This window comes from Muriicola marianensis (assembly GCF_014638095.1).
GTDB lineage: Bacteria > Bacteroidota > Bacteroidia > Flavobacteriales > Flavobacteriaceae > Muriicola > Muriicola marianensis.
The window spans coordinates 596,733-614,439 of the sequence record NZ_BMFH01000002.1 but is presented as its reverse complement, the minus strand read 5'-3'; the positions used below and the strand labels follow the sequence as shown (position 1 = coordinate 614,439).

19 protein-coding genes are annotated in these 17,707 nt (G+C 48.6%); 8 read left to right on the top strand and 11 right to left on the bottom strand.

Annotation, left to right across the window (positions count from 1 at the left end):
* Positions 1-152 precede the first annotated feature (152 nt).
* The 3 genes from IEV19_RS13705 to IEV19_RS13695 all read right to left on the bottom strand — a co-directional run bounded on the left by IEV19_RS13705 (position 153) and on the right by IEV19_RS13695 (position 2,019).
* Positions 153-851, bottom strand: coding sequence for a DUF3307 domain-containing protein (locus IEV19_RS13705; protein WP_188371297.1), 699 nt, complete (start codon positions 849-851; stop codon positions 153-155).
* 5 nt (positions 852-856) lie between these two features.
* Positions 857-1,459: a SatD family protein gene (locus tag IEV19_RS13700; protein ID WP_188371296.1), complete on the bottom strand. Its 603-nt coding sequence runs from the start codon at positions 1,457-1,459 to the stop codon at positions 857-859.
* Between the two features lie 107 nt (positions 1,460-1,566).
* The gene (locus IEV19_RS13695) at positions 1,567-2,019 is read right to left on the bottom strand and encodes a methyltransferase family protein (RefSeq protein ID WP_188371295.1); all 453 of its coding nucleotides are present in this window, start codon (positions 2,017-2,019) and stop codon (positions 1,567-1,569) included.
* Between the two features lie 73 nt (positions 2,020-2,092).
* Between IEV19_RS13695 and IEV19_RS13690 the strand changes: the two genes are divergently transcribed.
* The 5 genes from IEV19_RS13690 to IEV19_RS13670 all read left to right on the top strand — a co-directional run bounded on the left by IEV19_RS13690 (position 2,093) and on the right by IEV19_RS13670 (position 8,179).
* Entirely contained in the window at positions 2,093-2,680 is a 588-nt protein-coding gene (locus IEV19_RS13690) for a non-canonical purine NTP diphosphatase (RefSeq protein WP_188371294.1), read from the top strand.
* A 168-nt stretch (positions 2,681-2,848) separates the two neighbouring features.
* On the top strand, positions 2,849-4,615 hold the full coding sequence (locus IEV19_RS13685; RefSeq protein ID WP_188371293.1) for a DEAD/DEAH box helicase: 1,767 nt from the start codon (positions 2,849-2,851) through the stop codon (positions 4,613-4,615).
* 60 nt (positions 4,616-4,675) lie between these two features.
* Positions 4,676-5,464: a carboxypeptidase-like regulatory domain-containing protein gene (locus IEV19_RS13680; protein WP_188371292.1), complete on the top strand. Its 789-nt coding sequence runs from the start codon at positions 4,676-4,678 to the stop codon at positions 5,462-5,464.
* Positions 5,465-5,626: 162 nt separating this feature from the next.
* Positions 5,627-7,315, top strand: a complete 1,689-nt coding sequence (locus IEV19_RS13675) for an alpha-amylase family glycosyl hydrolase (protein ID WP_188371291.1) — start codon at positions 5,627-5,629, stop codon at positions 7,313-7,315.
* 48 nt (positions 7,316-7,363) lie between these two features.
* A complete protein-coding gene (locus IEV19_RS13670; RefSeq protein WP_188371290.1) occupies positions 7,364-8,179 on the top strand; it encodes a metallophosphoesterase in 816 nt (271 codons plus the stop codon).
* 4 nt (positions 8,180-8,183) lie between these two features.
* Here IEV19_RS13670 and IEV19_RS13665 read toward each other — a convergent pair whose 3' ends face one another.
* The 3 genes from IEV19_RS13665 to IEV19_RS13655 are packed head-to-tail and all read right to left on the bottom strand — an operon-like array spanning position 8,184 to position 9,802.
* Complete coding sequence (locus IEV19_RS13665) at positions 8,184-8,564, bottom strand: VOC family protein (protein WP_188371289.1); 381 nt, start codon at positions 8,562-8,564, stop codon at positions 8,184-8,186.
* Positions 8,564-9,100: an SRPBCC family protein gene (locus tag IEV19_RS13660; RefSeq protein WP_188371288.1), complete on the bottom strand. Its 537-nt coding sequence runs from the start codon at positions 9,098-9,100 to the stop codon at positions 8,564-8,566. The genes IEV19_RS13665 and IEV19_RS13660 overlap by 1 nt, the downstream gene beginning before the upstream one ends.
* Positions 9,101-9,145: 45 nt before the next feature.
* Positions 9,146-9,802 carry a TrmH family RNA methyltransferase gene (locus tag IEV19_RS13655; protein ID WP_188371287.1) on the bottom strand — a complete coding sequence of 219 codons (657 nt, stop codon included), beginning with the start codon at positions 9,800-9,802 and terminating at the stop codon, positions 9,146-9,148.
* Positions 9,803-9,813: 11 nt separating this feature from the next.
* On the opposite strand from IEV19_RS13655, the gene IEV19_RS13650 reads away from it, so the two are divergent.
* Positions 9,814-10,542: an SIR2 family NAD-dependent protein deacylase gene (locus tag IEV19_RS13650; RefSeq protein ID WP_188371286.1), complete on the top strand. Its 729-nt coding sequence runs from the start codon at positions 9,814-9,816 to the stop codon at positions 10,540-10,542.
* 76 nt (positions 10,543-10,618) lie between these two features.
* Complete coding sequence (purB, locus tag IEV19_RS13645) at positions 10,619-11,977, top strand: adenylosuccinate lyase (protein WP_188371285.1); 1,359 nt, start codon at positions 10,619-10,621, stop codon at positions 11,975-11,977.
* A gap of 57 nt (positions 11,978-12,034) precedes the next feature.
* On the opposite strand, the gene IEV19_RS13640 is transcribed toward purB, so the two are convergent.
* The 4 genes from IEV19_RS13640 to IEV19_RS13625 form a co-directional block, all read right to left on the bottom strand.
* Positions 12,035-12,574 (bottom strand): GFO_1091 family lipoprotein, encoded by a 540-nt coding sequence (locus IEV19_RS13640; protein ID WP_188371284.1) that lies wholly within the window; start codon positions 12,572-12,574, stop codon positions 12,035-12,037.
* A gap of 72 nt (positions 12,575-12,646) precedes the next feature.
* Positions 12,647-13,195: a GFO_1090 family protein gene (locus IEV19_RS13635; protein ID WP_188371283.1), complete on the bottom strand. Its 549-nt coding sequence runs from the start codon at positions 13,193-13,195 to the stop codon at positions 12,647-12,649.
* A gap of 11 nt (positions 13,196-13,206) precedes the next feature.
* Entirely contained in the window at positions 13,207-13,626 is a 420-nt protein-coding gene (locus tag IEV19_RS13630; RefSeq protein WP_188371282.1) for a PG0215 family putative anti-sigma factor, read from the bottom strand.
* Positions 13,613-14,122, bottom strand: coding sequence for a GFO_1088 family ECF-type sigma factor (locus IEV19_RS13625; RefSeq protein ID WP_188371338.1), 510 nt, complete (start codon positions 14,120-14,122; stop codon positions 13,613-13,615). The genes IEV19_RS13630 and IEV19_RS13625 overlap by 14 nt, the downstream gene beginning before the upstream one ends.
* Positions 14,123-14,346: 224 nt before the next feature.
* Between IEV19_RS13625 and IEV19_RS13620 the strand changes: the two genes are divergently transcribed.
* Complete coding sequence (locus IEV19_RS13620) at positions 14,347-15,804, top strand: GFO_1087 family putative carboxy terminal peptidase (protein ID WP_188371281.1); 1,458 nt, start codon at positions 14,347-14,349, stop codon at positions 15,802-15,804.
* A 32-nt stretch (positions 15,805-15,836) separates the two neighbouring features.
* On the opposite strand, the gene IEV19_RS13615 is transcribed toward IEV19_RS13620, so the two are convergent.
* Complete coding sequence (locus IEV19_RS13615; RefSeq protein ID WP_229732611.1) at positions 15,837-17,663, bottom strand: TonB-dependent receptor plug domain-containing protein; 1,827 nt, start codon at positions 17,661-17,663, stop codon at positions 15,837-15,839.
* Between the last annotated feature and the right edge of the window lie 44 nt (positions 17,664-17,707).

Genomic DNA, 17,707 nt, shown 5'->3' with positions numbered 1-17,707 from the left:
ACCTGGAATAAAAGTAAAGGATCGTGAATTTTTAAGTGGATTTACCAAAAAGAACCCTGTATTTCTACCAGAATTATGTGAATTCCGAAATAGTGTACAGGGGCAAAGCTGAAAGGCCACTGTACCACCGATTAACCTGCCTGAGGATCAGATCAGAACCACAAATAGATCAGACCCGTAATGATAGCCAGCCCAAAACTGAGCAGCGTTCCGATCAATATGTATTCTGTTAGCTTGCGGCTGTTGCTCTCTTTGAGGTCGTTAAACCTAAATACGGATTTGGCCGTTATAAGCAGACCAATACCTTCCCAATGCTCGGTGAGTATGAAGATGAGGACGAAAAGCCGCTCTATCATCCCGATGTATTTCCCGGCATTGGGTAAAGACTTATGATCGAGTGAGATCTGTTCGGACATCTTTTCGAGCAGGATATTCATCAGGATGGCCGAAGGAAAAGTCAGGAAGAAGATAGCAGTTACCAGACCCCAGTTGGTCAGACCCAGGAGATAGTCTATCTGACCTATAATATTGCCGTAATAGGCACAGCCGAAGATGATCAGCAGATGAAATGCCTGATCGATGATGAATGGCACGGCCCTGTTAGAAAACAAGGGTTCGGAATAGAGTTTCCCAAGGTCGATCACCCAATGAGAAAGGGCGATTACCAGGGCGATGCGCCAATGCGTATAATTACCCAAAAGCAGCAATACCAGTACAAAGTGGACAATGATATGAAGATACAGGTAAGGGGATTTTATCTTGTTGGCCGATTTGTGGATTACCCATTTTCCGGGTTGTAGAAGGAAATCACCCAGGAGGTGTGCAAGCAGTAGTTTTATAAACAGGGCCATTTCAACTAATCTTTGTAAAAGGTACGATAAAATTCGAGCAATTCAAGTACCAGATCCGTCCTGGCCCTTTTCAGGCGCTGACTAACAGCAGACTGCCGAATATTGAAATGAGTGGCCATTTCCTGCTGCGAACTCTCCGGGTGCAGGAGGTGCCAGGCGACCGTCTCTGCAGAGACCGGTGTCCACTCATCCATAAAACTGAGAGCCATCCGCAGCATGAGGTTCATGGTCTCATCCTTGTCGATCCACTTGCTTCTGATCGCCAATGACTGCCGGCCCGATTTCAGTTCGGCGAATAATCGGCCCGAATTGCGGTATGCCGAACCATTGGATTCCGTGATCTTGTTGCCGGCAAAGGACTCATCCCCCAAACCTATGGCGATCCGTACATCCAGATCCCTGATGGTCTTGAGGTTCGACTTTAATTGCAAGGCGATTTCCAGGGCCTTCTCTTTGGTGGTCTTCACCTGAAATTCATCTCCCCTGTAAATATCCCAGGTCCCGGGCTGTGTCCCGACCTGATTTAATACCCTCTTTAAAAGGAGCATCCATTCGCCCCCCGGATACAAACCGGAATTCACAATATCCCCCGTAATGATAGCGATCATTTTATAAGTATTTCAGCTAATATAATAAAATATAAGCTTATTTACTAATAACTTAAACGATAAGTCGGAGAGATTATTATTCCGCGGAGGTTCAGAACATAAAATCCTTAGAACCAGCGCCGAACCTTTATGCAGTATTGACTGTATTCCTTGCCAAATTTTTCCAGCAGACTGGCTTCTTCCCTGCTGATCTGCCACCTGTTCATCGCGGAGACAAATCCGGCGGCAAGCAGTACGTTAAAAGCATTGCCCAGCCATAAACCCCACGCCAGGAGTACCATCAGCAATGCAAGATACTGGGGATTCCTCGAAATGGAATACACGCCCCTTGTTACCAGAGCAGAAGCCTTGTCCGGATTCAATGGATCCACAGAGGTCTTTGCGCTAAAAAATTGAATCAGGGCTGTGATCGCGGTCACCAATGCCAGAAGAAGCAGGGTTCCCATAAGATACATGCGGCCAAAGAAATCAAAATACCCCACCGGTAGGAATTCGGCCAGCAGGTACATCAAAAGAGCTGTAAAAACAAACAGCAAAACAGGAGGGATTCTCAGATTCATAAGGTCTTCGGTAGGTAGGCTGCAAAATTACTATTTTTGAATTCAATCCCCAGTACGTCAAAAATACCAGGCTATGGAATTGGTTTTCGCCACCCACAATCCCAATAAGATCCGTGAGATACAGCAGGTTCTTCCTCCTCATATCACCCTCTTGACCCTCGAGGATATTGGCTGTCGTACGGAGATTCCGGAAACTGCTGACAGCCTTGAAGGGAACGCTCTCCTTAAAGCATCTTTTGTTCTGGAAAATTACGGATATCCCTGTTTTGCAGATGATACAGGGCTCGAGGTAGATGCCCTTGATGGTGCACCGGGAGTATTTTCAGCCCGCTATGCCGGCACTCCAAAGAATGAAGCAGCAAATACTGAGAAACTTCTGAAGGAATTACAGGGCAAAACCAACAGGCAAGCTCGATTTACCACCGTTATCGCTCTTTGTTACGGCGATGAAACCTATCTCTTCAGGGGTGAGGTCGAGGGAGAGATCACTGAAGCACCAAAAGGGGAAAAAGGATTTGGCTACGACCCCGTTTTTCGTCCTGCAGGATTTGACAAGACCTTTGCAGAACTCACGCTGGAGGAAAAGAACCAAATCAGCCACAGGGCCAGGGCCGTGGCTGAACTACTCGAACACCTCGGAAAAAAGCAGTACAAAAACTGATGGACCCGAAACAAAAGAACGATTAATTCGCACCGTATCGAGATTTAGCAGTACCTTTGCGCCTTAATTTAGCCGCTGGTATAGCATGTGTTGCGCTGAGTACCAAAACGTTATTTCGATAACCGCTCTATGCAACATCCGTATTCGCGATTGCGTAAAGTAACGTTTATGAACTCATTTAAAGCGCTCGGGCTCAATGAAGCCCTGTTGCAGGCTGTGTCCGACCTCGGATTTGAAACCCCTTCGGAAGTACAGCAAAAAACCATTCCCATCTTACTGGAAGATGAAACCGACCTGGTCGCCCTGGCTCAGACGGGCACAGGAAAAACAGCCGCCTTTGGTTTTCCCCTGATCCAGAAGATACACAGTGAAAGCAGGACCACCCAGGGAATCATTCTCTCCCCAACTCGGGAACTCTGCCTGCAGATCACAAACGAGATGCATTTGTATTCCAAATACGTCAAAGGTCTCAATATTGTTGCCATTTACGGCGGAGCCAGTATTACTGAACAGGCGAGACAAATCAAGAAGGGAGCCCAGATCATTGTGGCTACCCCGGGAAGGATGAAAGACATGATCGGGAGGGGTATGATCGATATCTCCAAAATCGATTACTGCATCCTCGACGAGGCCGACGAAATGCTGAATATGGGATTCTACGAGGATATAAAGGATATCCTTTCCACCACTCCGGAAGAGAAATCCACCTGGCTGTTCTCGGCGACCATGCCCAAGGAAGTGGCCAGCATTGCCAAAAAATTCATGTTCAACCCTAAGGAGGTTACCGTAGGCGGAAGGAATACCGGGGTAGATACAGTACAACACGAATACTATGTCGTAAGCGGCAGAGACCGGTATGAAGCACTCAAGCGTCTTGCCGATGCCAATCCGGGGATCTTTTCCGTTGTCTTTTGCCGCACCAAGAGGGACACACAGCGTGTAGCCGAAAAACTGATCGAGGACGGATACAATGCCGGAGCTTTGCACGGCGACCTAAGCCAGAACCAGAGAGACCTGGTGATGAACGCCTTCCGAAAAAATCAGATCCAGATGCTCGTGGCCACCGATGTGGCTGCCCGGGGTATAGATGTGGACGATATCTCCCACGTGATCAATTACCAATTGCCCGATGAGATCGAGACTTATACCCATAGGAGCGGACGTACCGGCCGGGCAGGAAAATCCGGCATCTCCATGGTCATCATTACGCGGAGCGAATTGAGGAAGATCAAGACCATTGAGAATATCATCAAACAGAAATTCGAGGCGAAGAAGATCCCATCGGGTATGGAGATTTGCGAGATTCAGTTATATCATCTGGCAAGCAAGATCCGCAACACGAAGATCAATGAAGCGGTCGACAACTACCTCCCTGCCATTCACGACGTCCTCGAAGGGATAGACCGGGAAGAACTGATCAAAAAGATCGTCTCTGTTGAATTCACACGCTTCTATTCCTATTACAGCAAGGTAAAAGACCTCAACACCTCTGAAAGTCCCGGAGGCAAAGGTTCTCTGAATGACATGCCCGGTGCTGAAGCACAGACCGGGGACTCGGTTAGATATTTTATCAATGTAGGGGAAAAGGACGGGTACGACTGGATGTCGCTCAAGGACTTTCTCAAGGAAACTCTCGGTGTCGGGAAAGAGGATGTGAACAGGGTGGACGTCAAGGACAGCTTTTCCTTCTTTAATACGGATGCCTCACTTACTGACCTGATCCTGAGCACGTTCAGGGATTTCAAGGTGGACGGCCGCTACGTAAATGTAGAAGTATCCAAGAACCCGGAAAGCGGGGGACGGAAAGGCAGGGATAAAGGCCGAAGGAAGAAAAAAGAAAGGCGAAGGGAAGATACCGGACGCCGTTCCAAAGCGAAGAAAAGCGGTCGCAGATCCGGTAAGAAAAAGAACAAATTCCGGGATGGATTCTATTAGTTAATTGTATATTAAATAGGAGCCCCGAAAAAAGAATTTTTGTTTATTCGTGCCTGTAGCATGAGTTTGAGGAAAATAATTTTACTGTCAGTTGTTTCGTTCGGTCCATATCTGCTCTGGGCACAGGACGAACCTGCCCGGGAAATGCTGCAGGAATTCAGTGCGAAGGTGATCAATGCCCAGACTGAAGAACCTCTGGAGAGTGTTCACGTGGTCAACCTGAACCAGGTGATCGGGACCATCACCAATGCCGATGGGGATTTTACCATTCGGGCCACCGTAAATGACACCCTCTATTTCTCTTATCTGGGTTTTAAATCCCAGAAAATCCGGGTGACCAATGATATGTTCCGGTTTGGGGATACCAAAATAGCCCTGACAGAACTGGCGTACGCCCTGGAGGAGGTCATCGTGAGACCTTACCAGCTCACAGGTTACCTCGAGATCGATGTGAAGAATCTGCCCATCAATACCGCCTATCAATACAGTATTTCAGGATTGTCTAAGAGTTACGAAGCCGGAAATAAAAACCCGAGTGCAGTCACCAAGGTGCTGGGGGCTATCCTGAACCCGGCTGACCTGTTGAGAAATCTATTCGGGAAACGGCCCAACCAGATGCGGAAGCTCCGCCTGATCAAAGAAGATGACGAGATCAGGGACCTCCTGGCTTCGAAATTCGACCGGGAAACCCTTACCGAACTCCTGCAACTGGAGAAGGTCGACATAGAGGACATCCTATCGAACTGCAATTTTTCCAGATCTTTTATCACCACCGCCAACGACCTTCAGATACTCGACGCCATGAGTAGCTGCTACGAGGAGTACAAGGTTCTGAACAGAAAGAACTGAGCCCCGGAATCCCGGCATGGTGGAGTCAAATAAATTTTAATTATCCAGTTTCATTTTTTAGTTTTAGGCGAAATTAAAGTGCCTGATGCAAATGTGTGGCCAGGAATAAGAATCTCTCCTGGAAATCCATTCTTTTATGGCATTCCTCAAACAAGATGCTACATGAATAGAACACTGGCCTTTTTGTGCTTAGTGACCCTTTTTGGCTCCTGCAAACCTAAATCTGAGACCGCCGAACAAGCCTCTCTTAATCCACAGCCTGTGGCCGAGACCACTGAAGAGAAGGTGCCTTTCCATTGGGAAGCAGCCAATGTGTATTTCCTGCTCACAGACCGATTTAATAACGGCAATCCCGAGAATGATATCAACTTCGACCGGGTCAATGAAACAGGACCATTGAGGGGTTTTATGGGTGGAGACCTGCAGGGGATCACGCAAAAGATTGAAGAAGGATATTTCACGGACCTGGGGATCAACGCGATCTGGTTCACTCCCGTTGTGGAACAAATTCACGGCGACACCGATGAGGGAACCGGCAACACCTATGCTTATCACGGGTATTGGGCCAAGGACTGGACGGCCCTCGATCCTAATTTCGGGACCAGAAAGGACCTGGAAAACCTGGTCAAAAAAGCTCATAAAAGGGGAATTCGCATCATGATGGATGTGGTCATTAACCATACAGGTCCGGTTACGGAACAGGATCCCGTCTGGCCTGACGAATGGGTGATCACAGAACCTACGTGCACTTTCCAAAGCTATGAAACCACCACAGCGTGTACCCTGGTTGATAACCTGCCGGATATTCTAACTGCCAAGGATACTCCCGTTGATCTTCCCGATGCCCTTCTTGCCAAATGGAAGGAAGAAGGCCGACTCAGCATGGAACTCGACGAGTTACAGTTGTTCTTTGACAGGACCGGATATCCGAGGGCTCCGAGGTTTTATATCATCAAATGGCTGACAGACTACGTGAACGAACTCGGCATCGATGGGTTCCGGGTAGATACCGTAAAACACGCAGACGAAAAGGCATGGGCTGAACTGTACAAGGAGGCCTCTTACGCCTTCGAAACCTGGAAAAAGAAACATCCTGATCAGGTCCTCGATGACAACCCTTTCTACATGGTCGGGGAAGTGTATAACTACGGGGTCTCCGGCGGGAGGGAATTCGATTTTGGGGATAAAAAGGTCGATTACTTCAACCACGGCTTTCAAAGTCTCATCAATTTTGAACTCAAGTCGGATGCACGAAAAAGTTATGAACAGATCTTCAAAAAATACAGCAATCTGCTGCACACCAAATTAGAAGGAGTCGGGGTACTCAATTACCTGACCTCTCATGACGATGGCAGTCCGTTCGACAAGGACCGCACACAGCCATTCCACTCGGCGAATGTATTGCTGCTAACTCCCGGCACCTCCCAGGTCTACTACGGGGATGAGACCTCCCGGGACCTGACTATTGAAGGGACAGAAGGTGATGCCACCCTGAGATCTTTTATGAATTGGGAAGAACTCGACAGTGTTTCAACCAGGGAAGTACTTACCCATTGGCAAAAGCTGGGCAAGTTCAGGAGTAGTCATCCTGCCATCGGGGCGGGGAAACACAAACGGCTGGCCAAAAAACCTTATGTGTTCAGCCGCACCTTCACCGACGGAGAATACAGGGATAAGGTGGTGGTTGGACTCGACCTGCCCAAGGGGAAAAAATCCCTCTGGGTAAAAGGATTCTTTGGGGATGGAACGCAATTATACGACACCTACTCCGAAACCCTTGTTGAGGTCAAAAATGGTAGCGTGACCCTGGATAATCCCTACTCTGTTGCCCTGATAGAACTAGCCAACTAGTCTTTGTAAAGCTTCGGAGTATTCCGGTTTTGACTAACCTTCCTTTACATGCAAATCAGCAGACGGAAATTCATCATCTTATCATTTCTGGGAATCACGGGCTTTATTTTTCTGGATGCCTTTTGGATCGAGACCTATCTGGTGAATTGGTCGCGTCACGACATAAGAAAAGACAGGAGTCCTTACATCAAACTGATTCAACTCACAGACCTGCATATTCGTGAAATAAAGGCTTACCACGGTTGGATTGCCCGCCGGATCAAGCGCGAAAAACCGGACCTGCTTTGTTTCACCGGGGATTCTATTAACCATCCCAGGCAATTGGACCTGCTGGAACAATTCCTTAAGATGATACCTACAGAGATCCCTAAGGTGGTTATCATGGGAAACAAGGAATACGACGGCAAGATGTCCCATGAAGATTACAGGGAACTTTTCGGTAAATACAACGGAAAGTTACTGGTCAACGAGACCTTCCTTTATGAGAAGGGAGATCGGAGACTCAACATCACTGGGATAGATGATTTTTTAAATGGAACTCCGGATTACGCCAAGGCCGTTACAGGAGCCGATCCTTCTATAGAAACAGTCGTCCTGAACCACTGCCCCGAATACAGGGACACTATCGACCTCCTGAACAAAAAGTTGAAGATCCCCATCAAACTCGTCCTATGCGGGCACACTCACGGAGGGCAGATCCAGTTTTTTGGAAAGGAATTCTACAAACCCGGAGGGAGTGGCAGATACCTCAACGGCTGGTATGAGAGCGATGAATCAAGGATGTATGTCTCCAAAGGGGTGGGCACCAGTTATCTTCCCATCCGCTTTGGCGCACGGGCAGAGGCGCCCATCTTTTACCTCTAAGGAATTACTGACGGGAATGCAGGGCAATGCGGTTCCCTTCAGAATCAAGGAACAGACCCATATACCCCACATCTTCACTGATCAGCTTTTTGGTTTGCAATACTTTACCTCCCTCTTTTTCGATCCGACTGAGAGGTGTGGCCACGTCCTTACAGGAAAAATAGACCAATGGCCCGTCTGTAGCGCTCGGGCGATAAAAATCAGGGTGTTTCACAAGGGACCCTGATGCACCCGATTTTCCTTCGGCAAAGGGAAACCATCCCATCAGCAGTTCGTTAAAATCCTGAACGTGAATTTGAACATCGAAAACAGCCTCATAAAACTTCTTTGCACGGTCCATGTCCCCTACCGGGATCTCGAACCAACCTACCATATTTGATTCCATTACTGTGTATTTGTTTCGAGTTTGGTTTTCAGGGTAGACAGGCCCTCTTCAAAATCCTTACCCACGGCTTTATCCATGTTCATAAAGAGCATCATAATGCTCATGGGAAATTTGTTCTTTCCTTTAAATCCCCAGGTAACTTTGGTGGCATTTCCGGGGGCATCTTCCGTGACCAGGTAGCAGTCCGACTGGGATTTCCAGGGCTTCATAAAACGGAGCTCTCCGTCTATTCTTTTCCCGGGATCTATGGCTGTTATCTCCTGTTCGCCCTCCCCTACTTCTTTATTGCCGTTCCAGTAGCTGATCGCTCCGACTTCCCCGTCAGTACCTGTAAATTTCTTTTCCATGTTGGGATCCTTTTTGGCCCAGGGAGACCATTCATCCATTTTCTTGAGATACTTTAAGTAATCGAATACTTCGCTCCTGGGCTTCGAGATAATAATGGAGCGGTTTACGTCATATGATTTTGGAGCTATGATGGCCAGGATCAAGATAACAGCCAGGAGTACAAGCAGGATGTAAAGTGCGGTATACATATCAGTATCAATTAGTTGGTTGCAGAAGTAAGATACGAAATCTTTCTAACGGTCCAGATGGTATCGAGCTACAATTTTATCGAGGTTCCGCACCGACTTTTTGATCCACTCTACCCGCTTTTCCTCCTTTTCCACATCGCTCATTCTCCAGTCTGCCCGGGAGGCATGCAGCAGGGAGGTCGCCCTCTGAAGTACGATAGCCGCCGCCACCGAAACATTCAGGCTTTCCGTGAATCCCACCATAGGAATATGGATCAATTCATCGGCCTCTTTCAGGGCCTTATCACTCAACCCCTCTTTTTCGGCCCCGAACAGGAAGGCCATTTTGTGATCCACAGTAAGTTGGTCCAGGGAAAGGGCATCTTTACGGGGAGTGGTAGCCAGGATTCTATACCCTTTGTCTCTCAGATCCTTAAGGCAGGATTCCGTGGTGGGATGTCTGTGTATGTCTACCCACTTTTGAGCCCCCAGCGCGATCTTTTTATCGAGTCGCTTCCCAAATCTCTCTTCGATGATATGGACATCCTGAAGACCAAATACATCGGCACTTCGTATCACGGCGCTGGCATTGTGGAGGTGGTACACGTCTTCCATAGCCACTGTGATATATCGAGTACGCCATTGCAGCACTTCTGCAAATCGTCTCAACCGATCTTCAGATACAAATGACTCCAGATATGCGATCAGCCCGGGATCCTCCATAGATCGAATATATGAAAAACGTATCTTTAGGAGAAAGCCAGAAAGTGAAGAGAAAGATCACCATTCTTACAGGAGCCGGAATGAGCGCAGACAGCGGCCTGAAGACTTTCCGGGATGCCGACGGGCTGTGGGAAGGCCACGATGTCATGGAGGTAGCTTCGCCCCAGGGATTTCGGTCTAACCCCGAGCTGGTCCTGCAATTCTATAACGAAAGACGCAGGCAATTGCTGCAGGCGAGTCCCAATGCCGGGCACAGGGCACTCGTAGATTTGGAAAAGAAGTTCCATACCCACATCATTACCCAGAACGTTGACGACCTGCATGAGAGGGCAGGGAGCAGCCGGGTGCTGCATCTCCACGGCGAATTGCTCAAGGTTCGGAGCACAGCCCCTCCTTTTTCGGTGTACCATTGGGAGAAAGACCTCTATCTGGGCGATGTTTGCGAAGCCGGTAATCAGCTCCGTCCGCATATTGTTTGGTTTGGGGAAGAGGTTCCATTATTGCCCCGGGCTGCCTCTATCACTTCCGAAGCGGATATTCTGATCATCGTCGGCACTTCCCTGCAGGTATATCCTGCCGCATCCCTCCTTTACTACGCAGAGGAAGGGGTTCCCATTTACCTGGTCGATCCCCGACCGGCCCTGGCCCCCACTCCCGGTCTCAACCTCCATCTGATCCCCCGCAAAGCATCTGAGGGAGTACCCGAACTGGTATCCCAGCTTTTAGACCAGGGAAACTGACACAAACCCTCTGCCCAATGCAGTATCTGCCTATCTAACTCAAAAGGAATAGTTATCTTTGCGCTTTCTCTAAACTATGAGTTCAGCATCAGACCTTACCACAGAAATCAAGGCGATAAGCCCCGTAGACGGCCGTTACAAAAAGAAAGTGAGATCCCTGGTATCCTACTTTTCTGAAGAAGCTTTGATGAAGTACAGGGTACGGGTAGAGATCGAATATTTTATCGCACTGGTAAATCTGCCTTTGCCTCAGTTGAAAGAAGTCCCCGAGTCTAAGTTCACGCCCCTGAGGAAGATCTACAGGGAATTTTCCACGGAAGATGCTCTTGAGATCAAGAAGATCGAACAGACCACGAACCACGACGTAAAAGCGGTTGAATATTTTGTGAAATCGAGGTTCGATGCCCTGGGGCTTTCAGCATACAAGGAATTCATCCATTTCGGGCTGACCTCCCAGGATATTAACAATACGGCTATCCCCCTCTCTGTTAAGGAGGCAATACAGGAGGTGTATCTGCCGGGGGTAACAAAACTCCTCAGCGCTTTGGAGGAGAAGGCCAGGGAATGGAAAGCCGTGCCCATGCTGGCCAGGACCCACGGACAGCCCGCCTCACCTACCCGACTCGGAAAGGAAATCGACGTGTTCGTCATCCGCCTGAAGGAACAGTTGAAGCTGCTGGAGGGAATCCCCCATGCCAGCAAATTTGGTGGCGCCACCGGTAATTTCAATGCGCATCAGGTGGCTTATCCTGAGGTCGACTGGAAGGCGTTCGGGAGATCCTTTGTGGAGCAGGAACTCGGATTACACCACTCGTTCCCGACCACCCAGATAGAACACTACGATCATATGGCTGCCCTCTTTGACAACCTGAAGAGGATCAACACCATTATGATCGACCTCAACCGGGACATCTGGACCTATATTTCCATGGATTACTTCAAGCAGAAGATCAAGGAGGGAGAAGTGGGCTCTTCTGCCATGCCGCACAAGGTAAATCCCATCGATTTTGAAAATGCAGAAGGTAACCTGGGACTGGCCAATGCGCTTTTCGAACACCTGGCATCCAAACTGCCCGTTTCCCGCCTGCAAAGAGATCTTACGGACAGCACCGTGCTGCGCAATATCGGCATCCCATTTGCCCATACGCTGATCGCCCTGCAATCTACCCTCAAAGGACTGGGTAAGCTCCTGCTGAATGAGCAGAGGATACAGGCCGACCTAAACAATAACTGGGCTGTGGTGGCCGAGGCTATACAGACCATCCTAAGGAGGGAAGGATACCCTAACCCTTACGAAGCCCTGAAGGCGCTCACCAGGACAAATGAGGGGATCACACAGAAAACGATTTCACGATTTATCGATACCCTTGAAATCTCGGACAAGGTCAAATCCGAATTGAAATCAATCAGCCCCGAAAACTACACGGGTATCTGAGTCCGAACTAAAAAACCTGCCCGTTAAGGCAGGTTTTTGCAATTATTGCCGATTGGCCTATCCTTTCAGGAACTGCCCTATTTCCCCCAGTCCTTCTCCTTTGTAATCGGATTTCTGAATGGCCTGCATCAGCTGCATGAGATGAGCAGGATTCATGTCCTTGCCAAGGACTCTGATAAGGGCAAAACCTTTTTCATTGCTATTGCCGTAGATGACTACCTCATCAATGGCATCAGCTTCTCCCAGGTATTTAACGTAACCTTTGCCATAGGAAGAATTCAATTTCATCAATTCCTTGAAATCCGAATTCTTTAAAATGGCATTGACCTTGGTTTTTTCCACCTCGTATTCCGCGGCGTTGGAAGCCGTCTTTTTAAAGGCCAGTATATTGAGCTTTCTCAAGGATTCCACAGCTGTCCGCTGTTCCTCGGTCAGGTCCACCTCATCCAAATTCAGGATGCTGGCGGGTAGATCCAGAGATATGAAATTGGGATTCTCCGAATTGTCGACGTAGTATTCCTGCAGGCTCTGGGTAGAGGAACACCCCAAAAGCATGGCTAGAGCCAGGAAGGGTAAAAAGTTTGCTAATTTTTTCATGTCATGTTCTTTTGTGAGAAAGGACCGCGGTCCTGCCATGACTGACACGACCGCATCCTTATTCCCTGCGAATTACGATTTCTTTTTTTCGACCTGATTCAGCTCTTCCGGCAGATTCATCTTTTTGGTAAGGGCGCCGATCTTTGTAAGGTCGATATCCCCGGTCAGCGTCAGGAGCACGGTTTCAATCTTCCGATCATTGATCTCCACATCGGCGTTCTTGATCCCGGTGACGAACATCAACAGCTCACTCACATGGTCCTCGTCCTTCCCTTTGCGCACATAGAACTTTACATTGGCATCCTTGTCCTTCACCCTCATCAGCTCTTCCAGGGAAGAGTTTTTCAGATATCTGTCTACAGTAGATTTCATATCTGCTGAGATACTCTTATTCTCAGTGATAAATACCTTGAGTCCGCTCAGGCTTTTGGCTATTTCCATAGCCTCTTTTGCCTCGGGTTCATCGACATTCACATCCATTTTTACGAGGAGGTCGAACATGTTCTTGTTAACGATGACCGAACTCACTTCATCCATATCTTCGAACTTGTCGAAGATCGACTGGGAAATTCCCGTGAACGGTAACAGGGCCAGAGCGAAAATTGCGATATACTTTTTCATGATGTTGTTTTTTAATTGTTTTTAATAATTTTCTGTTTTGTGTCTTCAAATTCCTGTAAATAGGCCACTTTTTCTTTACCACGGTCCAGGTTTTCAGCCAGGAGACCCAGGGCCTTCTTGGTCTGGAGATAGGCGTATTCCGCTTCCTTCCTTTCCTGATATTGCTTCCCGAAAAAGATGCCGGCTACTAAGACGATCCCCGCGGCAACGGAAATCCACTGATACAAGGTTTTTCTGGGTTTTAATGGAACCTGCCTGATGGATCGTTCTTTTTTGGCATCGGAGAAGTAGGCGAACATGGCGCGATAGGGCTCCAGGTGCTCTGCCACCTGACCTCCGGAAAAATAATCCCGAAGCTCCTGCTCTTCGGCCTCCGTGGTACGGGCCTCAAAGTACTTCTCGAATAATTGTTCTATTTTATTGAATTCCATAGCTGTGTTTTTTTATCAATTGTTCTCTCACGGCCTTCCTGGCCCTGGATAAGGCCACCCGTACGGCTGTGGGTTTCATATCGAGCATCTCTGAGATCTCGTCGTAATCATACTGTTCTACATCCCTTAATTGCAGGACCAGTTTCTGTTGCTCGGGAAGGCCTTCCATGATCCTTCCCACCCATTCAAGACTGTCATTGAGCTCCACCTCCTTCTGAAGGGAAGTCCTGTCGTCAGCATAGTTGCTGTGCACCAGTTTCAGGTTCCCGGATTGCTTCGATTTTAACCGGTCCAGACAAAAATTCTTCGTCATCGTCATGGCAAAAGCCTCCACATTGCGATAGCTTCCGATCCCCTTTTTCTTATCCCACAATTTCATCAACACTTCCTGTGTCGCATCCTCGGCCTCCTCCGTCGAAACCAGCAACCTTTTAGCAAGCCTGTAAAGCTTGTCCTTGAACGGCATTACCAGGTTTACAAATTCTGATTGTGTCATTAGTTTTTGATCGGTTGTTATTGTAAGCATCTTCCTGCCGAGTTACACAAGCTAGACGAACTATATCGAATTTTGTTACAATTCTTTTTTTCTTCGCCTCGATCTGATTAATTTAGCAGGAACTAACCTTCCCTACACTTGATAGTCCTATAGCCTCCAAGGTACTAAAAAAGACCTGGTGTGGCTCTCGGCTATGAAATGCTATTTACCTTAAAAAAAGAAAGATGAAAAAGAATGTAGCTTTATTCCTGGGGATATTGTTTCTCCTTACCGGATGCAGTAAGGACGATGACAATTTCAATCCGACATCATCGGATCTGGCCACCCAGGATTTTATGTGGAAGTCCATGAACCTCTGGTATTTCTGGCAGGACGATGTGGAAAACCTTGCAGACGACCGTTTCAGCACCAATGAAGAATATACCGAATTCCTGAGGTCCGAATCCGATCCGGGCGCTTTCTTCGATAACCGCCTGAGGTATTTTGAGGACCGTTTTAGCACCTATGCCTCAGATTACAACGAATTCACTGATTTCCTTTCCGGAGTCTCCAGGAGCAATGGGTTGAGTTTCGGACTGATCGCCCTGGACAATGACGATGTCGTGGGTTATGTTCGCTATGTGACGCCCAACTCTGATGCGGCCTCCAAGGATATTTTTCGTGGGGAATTTTTTACCGGGGTCGATGGACAAACCCTGAACCTGAACAATTACATCGACTTGCTTTTCGGGGAGAACGATACCTATACGCTGAATATGGCCGACCTGGTTAACGACACATTTACTCCCAATGGGAAAGACGTTACTCTGACCAAGGTTGAAGGATTTCAGGAAAACCCCATCTTTATCGTCAACACCTTCGACATCAGCGGACAGAAGATCGGGTATATCTATTACAATCGCTTCCTGAACGAATTCGACGAAGAGTTGAATGACGCATTCGGTCAGCTTAAGGCTCAGGGGGTTACTGATCTGGTTCTCGACCTGCGATACAATCCCGGGGGTTCTGTCAACACCACACGCCTGCTGGCCAGTATGATCTACGGCACCAACACGAACGATCTTTTTATCAAACAGCGATGGAATCCCAAGATCCAGGCTTCTTTTGACGCCTCCCAGATCGAGGATTACTTTGCCGACCGCACCGGTGCAGGAACCCCTATCAATACCCTGAACCTGAGTCGGGTATACATCCTGACCACAGGGAGGTCTGCCTCAGCCAGCGAACTCATCATAAACGGCCTGGATCCCTACATGGACGTGATACAAGTGGGTACGACCACCACTGGGAAGAACGAATTCTCCCTGACCATGGTCGACGACCCCGGCAGGTCCGGAGCGCCATACGTGTATACGGCTTCAAGAGAATCCTTTATCAATGCCGAGAATCCCTGGGCCCTGCAACCCCTGGTGGGAAGGAATGAGAACTCGGTCGGTTTTTCGGATTACACCAATGGTTTTCCTCCCGAAATAGAACTGGAGGAAGATCTCGCCAACCTGGGTATTTTAGGGGATCCCAACGAACCCCTTCTCGCCCGGGCCCTGGAAGAGATCACAGGGGTTTCAGGAAAGCGGGACTTCACCGTTCGAAAGCCTGCCAAACCTTTTACGGATACGGAAGACTTTACTCCTATCAGGGACAGGATGATCCTCGATAAACCTATCGACCTCACCATCAAATAAAAATAGAAAGCCGGTACAAACCGGCTTTTTTATTACAATTTCAGGGTAAAACCTGTTCGGACATTCCTCCCTCGTGTATTGAAGCCCAGGATCTCCGTAAAGGACTCATTCAGGAGGTTATCGGCCTGAAGGAAAAAAGTCAGGCGGTCTGGGATAGCCACGTATCTGAGGTTCAAACCCAGCAGACTAAACGGGTCGAGTTGCACCTGGGTGAAGGTATTAAAATCGGTGTCTAATCTCGTCCCGGTGTACGCATAGGTGGCAGCGACATTAAAGGAATCATTTACTTCATACCCCATACTGAAAAAGGCCTTGTGCTTCGGGATCCTGATCCCGGGGTCGCCTTCCCGTTCAGTAAAGGTGTAGTTGGCCTCTATGGTTATAGCATCCAATGGCCGCCAGTCTATTTCTACCTCAACCCCCCTGGCATTGATGGTATTCTCCGCATTCTGATATTGGAAGGTCGTATTGTTAAAGAAAACGAAGTCGTCTTCCCTCCGTGAGAAGTACACGGCACTCGCCCGGAGCTTGTCTCCCGAAGTGTATTCCGTACCCAGCTCCAGGGTTTGGTTGGATTCCGGTCCTAAGTCCGGATTCGCCCCAAACTGCCCGAAAAGCTGGGTAAGGGATGGGGTGATGTAGGACGTGGCAAAACTACCCAGGAATTTCAGATATCCATTCTCCCGCTTCAGGGTGTAGCTGGGGTTGAGGTTGTAGACCCATTGGGAACCGTATTCCGAGTGCATATTCAATCTACCCCCTGCACTGACCTGCCATCCCTTTTCCCCTAAATACACCAGGTTTGCATAGGGGTCCACAAAACGGAACTGTCGAGCCTCCTCAAATTCCATTTCTTCCAGGTTGTAATTGAGTCCTGTCAGCAGGAGTACCTTGCCAAAACGAATCCTGTTGAAAAGATCGCCGATCAGGTTCTGTCCCTCAAAGGTACCCGGAAAGGCGCTGAAATTTTCAGAAGAGAAGGAGGAGTATGCAAGGTTGAGGGTGGTAGAGCCGTTCTGGTATTCAACCGTAGTTTGTGTGCCCACCCTGTCTTGTTCACTTTTGAACCGGTAGGGCGCGTCCACCAGGCCAAAGGATTCATCGTAATCCACATTGAACTTAGCCCTGCTGGCGTAGAGCTGGGTTCGTGCGCTCTCACTGAAACGATACCCAAGTTTCAGGTCGGCATTCAGGGCAGAGAACGGATCAGACTCCCCGGTTTGAGTTCCGATGGAAGAGATCCCATCCGTATACCGGTGGCCAAAACCCAGGGCGTATTCCCATCGGTCGTGGGTACCGGCGATCCTCGCAGAATTCTCGAAAGCGTTCAGCTGGTATTTCTGATCATCTGCTGTCTGATTGGTCCCTACGGAAGAACGGAAAGTTCCGCTTATCCCTTCTGCGGGAGCCCCTTTTGTTTTGATATTGATCACCGCCGTCGCGGCATTGGCCCCGTATAGGGTGCTGTTCGCCCCCTTGATGATCTCGATGGATTCAATATTGTCGAGAGGCAGCAGGCGCAGGTCGAATTCCTGGGAAAAGGAAGAAGGGTCCGATATCCTTAAGCCATCGATAAGGACGATCAGTTGCCTGCCCCTGCCCCCTCGGACAAAGGCCCCCAGTACTTCCCCTGCCCTGCCCCGGCTGCCGGAGATCTCTATCCCGCTTTTGTTGTTGATCAGCTCCGGGAGGGAGCGCCCCTGATTCAGCGACAACTCCTCAGGACCGATGCGGATAACAGTTTTACCGGAATTTTCACGGCGGATGGGAAAGCGGGTGTCGCTCAACACTACTTCATCCAACTCCTGGACCGTAACGCTGTCCATCGTCGTATCCTGAGCCCAGGATATTGTACCCATGCACAAAAGCACAGCGGTACCCCAAATTTTTTTAGTCATTTTAA